Origin of the sequence: Calidithermus terrae, assembly GCF_003574345.1 — a bacterium.
Taxonomy (GTDB): domain Bacteria; phylum Deinococcota; class Deinococci; order Deinococcales; family Thermaceae; genus Calidithermus; species Calidithermus chliarophilus.
In genome coordinates this window covers 1-4,129 of the sequence record NZ_QXDL01000287.1, presented here as the reverse complement: position 1 = coordinate 4,129, position 4,129 = coordinate 1, and the positions used below count along the sequence as shown (strand labels likewise).

The window sequence follows — 4,129 nt, the reverse complement described above, 5'->3', positions numbered from 1 at the left end:
CCCGGCCGTACTGCTCCTTGGGCACCATGGTGCTGACGGCCGCCGAGAAGGCGGGCCACTGGAAGGCGTGGAAGGCCCCGCTGACGGCGGCGGCCAGGTAGAGGTGCCAGACCTGCAGGCCCCCGCCGCCCCCGCCTTCTGAGCCGTGGGCCTTGACCCTCCGGCCGTGTCAGGGTTGACCCTGAGGGCAGGAGGTGAGGCGAATGGTCGGCACGGGAACGAAGGCCGGTGAGCTCTACAAGGCGCCCAAGGGCCAGGTGGTGCTGGTGGAAGTCCCGCAGATGCCCTTCCTGGCGGTGGACGGCCTCGGCGACCCCAACTCGGAGGGCTTCAAACAGGTGGTCCAGGCGCTCTACAGCCTGTCCTACGCCGTCAAATTCAGGCTCAGGAAGTCTCTGGGGCTCGAGCACAAGGTGGGGCCGCTCGAGGGCCTGTGGTGGGTGGAGGGGGCCGAGGGCATGAGCTTCGAGGAGCTGCTCTCCCGCCGCGCCGGGTGGAGCTGGACCCTGATGATCGCCCAGCCCGAGGCCCTCACCCCCGAAGACCTCGAGCGGGCCAGGGCCGAGCTGCGCCGCAAGAAGGGGCTGGAGGGGCTGGAGCGGGTGCGGCTGGAGCGCTTGGGCGAGGGGCTGTGCGCGCAGACCCTCCACGTGGGCCCCTACGCCGCCGAAGGCCCCACCCTCGTCCGGCTCCACGCCGCCATCGCCCGGCAGGGGTACGCCATCGCCGGCAAGCACCACGAGATCTACCTCGGCGACCCCCTGCGCGCCGCCCCCGAGAAGCTGCGGACGCTCATCCGCTATCCTGTGCGCAAGGCATGAGGAACCTGCTGCCCATCGGGCGCTTCTCCCAGGTCACCCGGCTGAGCGTGCGCATGCTCCGGCACTACGACGAGCTGGGCCTGCTCAAGCCCGCCCTGGTGGACGAGGCCTCCGGCTACCGCTACTACAGCCTCGCCCAGGCCGCCGAGGCCGAGCGCATCCGGCTGCTGCGCGAGCTCGAGGTGCCTTTGGAGGAGATCCGCGAGCTGCTCTCGGCCCCGGACGCCCGCTCGGTCCGGGAGCGGCTGGAGCGGCACAAGGCCCGCCTCGAGGCCGCCGTCGCCGGGTACCGGCGGGCGATCGCGGCGCTGGAGGGGCTCGAGGCGGCCCCCCTGGGCACGGCCTACCCCGTGCGCCTGCGCCACGAGGCCGCGCAGCCCGTGCTGAGCCGGCGCCTGCGGGGCCCCTTCCCGGAGATGGTCCGGGGCCTGGGCGCGGCGTTCGCCGCGCTCTACGCCGCGCTCGCGCGGCAGGACCTCCGCCCCGCCGGTCCTCCCTTCGTGCTCTACCACGGCCCCGAGTTCGACGAGGAGGACCTCGACTACGAGCCCGGCCTGCCCACCGAGCGGCTCGGGAGCCCCTGGGGCGACCTGCGGGCCTGGGAGCTGCCCCCCGGCCCGGTGGCCTACACCCTGCACGCCGGCCCCTACGGCGGGATCGGGCGCGCCTACCAGGCCGTGGCGACCTGGATGGGCGAGCACGGCCACGAGGCGGCGGGGCCGCCCAGGGAGGTGTACCTGGTGGGCCAGGGGCAGGCGGAGAACCCGGCCGAGTACCGCACCGAGCTCGTCTGGCCGGTGCGCTAGCCGGCGAGCGCTCAGCCGGGCCGGGCCACCGCCCGCCAGCAGCGCTTGGGCTTGCCGCTGGCGTTGAGCACCTCGAGGGGCTCCAGCCGCAACACCTCCCAGCCCGCCAGCCACTCCTCCAGCATCTCCCGGTCGAAGTAGCACCGCTGCACCCCGGCCTCCTCGAGGTAAAAACCGGGCTCGAGCTCCTGCATCGCCGCCCCCTCGGCCCGGCGCCGCTCGGCCTCGAGGCTCGAGTTGACGTGCAGCGCCAGCACCCCGCCCGCTACGAGCACCCGCCCGACCTCGGCCAGGACGAAGCGGCGGGTGGCGTGGTCGAAGTAGTGCAGCGAGAGGTTCGCCAGCACCGCGTCGAAGGCGCCGCCGGGGAAGGGGAGGCCCTGGCTCATGTCCCCCTGGACGAACCGCGCCCCCAGGCCCTCCTCCCGCGCCGCGGCCCGCGCCCGCTCGAGCGCTTCCCCCGAGAGGTCGAGGCCCACGGCGTGAAACCCCAGCCGGGCCAGCCGCAGGCTGTCGTGACCCTGGCCGCAGCCCAGGTCCAGCACGCGCCCGCGGCCCTCGAGGTAGGGCAGCACGCCGGGGGTGAGCGCGGCGCCCCAGTCCATCGCGCCGCCCTGCTCGAGGATGCGGCGGTGCAAATCTTGCCAGCCCATTATGCTCCTATCGTACTAGAGGTTAAACTGGAGGGGTGGAACTCTACCTGGGCACCGGCGGGTACACCAACGACGACTGGGTGGGCCTGATCTACCCCCCCGAAGCCAAGAAGAACGACTGGCTCTCCATCTATGCCCAGCACTTCAACGCCGTCGAGCTCAACTCCTCCTTCTACAACATCCCCGGCGTGCGCGCCTTCGAGGGGATGCTGAAGAAGAGCGGGGGCCGGGTGCACTGGGGCGTGAAGATCCACCAGAGCATGACCCACGAGCAGAACGCCACCGACGACGACTACAAGCGCCTGTTCGAGTCGGTGGCCCCGCTGCGCGAGGCGGGCGTGCTGGGGCCTTTTCTGGCCCAGTTCCCCCAGCGCTTTCACCGCACCCCCGAAAACCGCAAGTACCTCGCGGCCCTGGCCGAGCGCTTCCGCGACCGGGCCCTGGCCCCCGGCGGCCTGGCCGTGGAGTTCCGCCACCACTCCTGGGACAACGACGAGGTGCGCGAGGCGTTCAGGAAGGCGGGCCTGATCTGGGTCAGCACCGACTACCCCCCGCTGCCCGGGCTGCCCAAGAACCAGCTCCACGTCACCGGCGAGATCGTCTACGTGCGGCTGTCGGGGCGCAACAAGGAGAAGTGGCACGAGGGCAAGAGCGCCTCCGAGCGCCACGACTACCGCTACACCCGCGACGAGCTGGCCTTCTGGGTGCGGTCGCTGCTCGAGGCCCGCGAGCAGGAGGACCTCACCCAGGCCTGGTTCATCTTCAACAACACGACCAAAGGTCATGCCCTCGAGAACCTGCGCGTGCTGCGGGAGCTGCTCGAGGAGGCCGGGTTCTGAGGAGCCGCAGCCGCCGTGGCCGCCCTGCCCACCGAGGAAGCGCTGCTGCAGACCCTCGCCGGGCTGCGGGCTTTGGGCTTCTACGCCGGCTTCGCCGGCCCCGGGCTGGCCCTGCGGCACGCCGAGGCCTATTACGGGCTCGACTGGCCCGACGTCCTGGCCGCAGCCCGCACCCCTGCCGCGCTCGACCAGCTGCTGCTGTGGCCGGACGAACGGCGGGTCTGGTGCCGCGACCTCGAGGGCGTCTACCCCGGCGAGGAGGCCTACGCCACCGCCTTGCGCGAGTGGGCGGGCATCTCCCGGGGCCTGTTCGAGCCGCAGGAGGTGCTCGAGCGCTGGCACACGCCCCTGGGGCCGGTGGAGGTCACCTGGAAAGCGGGGGGACGTGCCTTCCGGCTCGAGCACCCCGACGGCCGCGACGACTTCCTGCGCCACCTGGCGCTGATGCGGCAGGTTAACCAGGGCCTGCGCGACCCCGCCTACCGCTTCGTGGCCTGCGACGACTACCCCGGCGATTGCCGCTTCGTCGTGGTCCTCCACGAGCGGGAGCAGCGCCTGCTCCGCGAGCGCGGCTGGTCGTTCTGTGCGCTGCCTTAGCCGGTCGGGGCCGGGCTCATGGCCCCGACCGCGCCACGGCGCTCAGGTCAGGGCGCCGGGCCCCCCGGTAGGTCTTCTGGTAGTACGGCGTGGAGAGCCCCTCGATCACCACCCGGCTGGCGTAGCTGTTGGCGTGCGCGAAGACGCCCCGGCCTAGGTAGATGCCCACGTGGTCGATGTCCTTGCCGCCGAAGCTGAAGAAGATCAGGTCGCCCTGGCGCAGCTCGCCCGTCACCTCGGGCAGCGCGGCGTACTGCTCGCGGCTGGTGCGGGGCAGGCGCACGCCGATGTCGGCGTAGACGCGCTGGACGAAGGCCGAGCAGTCGAGGGTGCTGTCGGAGTTGGCGCCGTACTTGTAGACCAGGCCCAGGTACTTGAGGATGGCGGGCATCAGGGGGTGGGTGGGGTCGTAC

6 protein-coding genes are annotated in these 4,129 nt (G+C 72.1%); 4 read left to right on the top strand and 2 right to left on the bottom strand.

Annotation, left to right across the window (positions count from 1 at the left end):
* Positions 1 to 203 precede the first annotated feature (203 nt).
* Positions 204 to 821 (top strand): GyrI-like domain-containing protein, encoded by a 618-nt coding sequence (locus Mterra_RS19430; protein WP_119316627.1) that lies wholly within the window; start codon positions 204 to 206, stop codon positions 819 to 821.
* Positions 818 to 1,627 (top strand): MerR family transcriptional regulator, encoded by an 810-nt coding sequence (locus Mterra_RS19425; protein WP_119316626.1) that lies wholly within the window; start codon positions 818 to 820, stop codon positions 1,625 to 1,627. The genes Mterra_RS19430 and Mterra_RS19425 overlap by 4 nt, the downstream gene beginning before the upstream one ends.
* An 11-nt stretch (positions 1,628 to 1,638) precedes the next feature.
* Here Mterra_RS19425 and Mterra_RS19420 read toward each other — a convergent pair whose 3' ends face one another.
* Entirely contained in the window at positions 1,639 to 2,280 is a 642-nt protein-coding gene (locus Mterra_RS19420; protein ID WP_119316625.1) for a class I SAM-dependent methyltransferase, read from the bottom strand.
* 35 nt (positions 2,281 to 2,315) lie between these two features.
* Between Mterra_RS19420 and Mterra_RS19415 the strand changes: the two genes are divergently transcribed.
* Positions 2,316 to 3,119: a DUF72 domain-containing protein gene (locus Mterra_RS19415; RefSeq protein WP_119316624.1), complete on the top strand. Its 804-nt coding sequence runs from the start codon at positions 2,316 to 2,318 to the stop codon at positions 3,117 to 3,119.
* A gap of 15 nt (positions 3,120 to 3,134) precedes the next feature.
* Positions 3,135 to 3,716: a hypothetical protein gene (locus Mterra_RS19410; protein ID WP_119316623.1), complete on the top strand. Its 582-nt coding sequence runs from the start codon at positions 3,135 to 3,137 to the stop codon at positions 3,714 to 3,716.
* Positions 3,717 to 3,732: 16 nt separating this feature from the next.
* On the opposite strand, the gene Mterra_RS19405 is transcribed toward Mterra_RS19410, so the two are convergent.
* Positions 3,733 to 4,129: C40 family peptidase (locus Mterra_RS19405; protein WP_147372955.1), on the bottom strand; the 397-nt coding region annotated here is incomplete at its 5' end.